Origin of the sequence: Ochrobactrum sp. SFR4 (genome assembly GCF_019730395.1) — a bacterium.
Lineage (GTDB): Bacteria > Pseudomonadota > Alphaproteobacteria > Rhizobiales > Rhizobiaceae > Pseudochrobactrum.
This window is the reverse complement of the sequence record NZ_JAAPBB010000778.1, coordinates 1-272: the sequence shown is the minus strand read 5'-3', so window position 1 is coordinate 272 and position 272 is coordinate 1. Positions and strand designations below refer to the sequence as shown.

1 protein-coding gene is annotated in these 272 nt (G+C 50.0%); it reads right to left on the bottom strand.

All coding sequences use genetic code 11. The annotated features are described in order from the left end of the window. A partial coding sequence (locus tag HBA93_RS21200; protein ID WP_286202115.1) for a glycosyltransferase N-terminal domain-containing protein occupies positions 1-272 on the bottom strand: 272 nt, incomplete at both ends.

Below are 272 nucleotides of genomic sequence, written 5' to 3'. Positions count from 1 at the left end.
ATCTGTTTCTGCAGACGTTCCAGCTCTTGTGCATCCACCGGCGGCGCATCCGTGTCTACTTTGAGATTGCCGGAGATTGTAACGGGACGTGCGCCCAGCTGGCGGAACCGTTCACCATCCGCATCGGATTGTGCAACCACATGGGCAAAGTTTTCAAACAAAGCTTCAGCAACAGAACTGCGCTTTTTCCACTTTGCATAAGAGCGGTCAGACATACGACCGTTAATCAGAATTTGCGGAATATGGCGTTTTCCAAGTTCAAGAATGGTCAT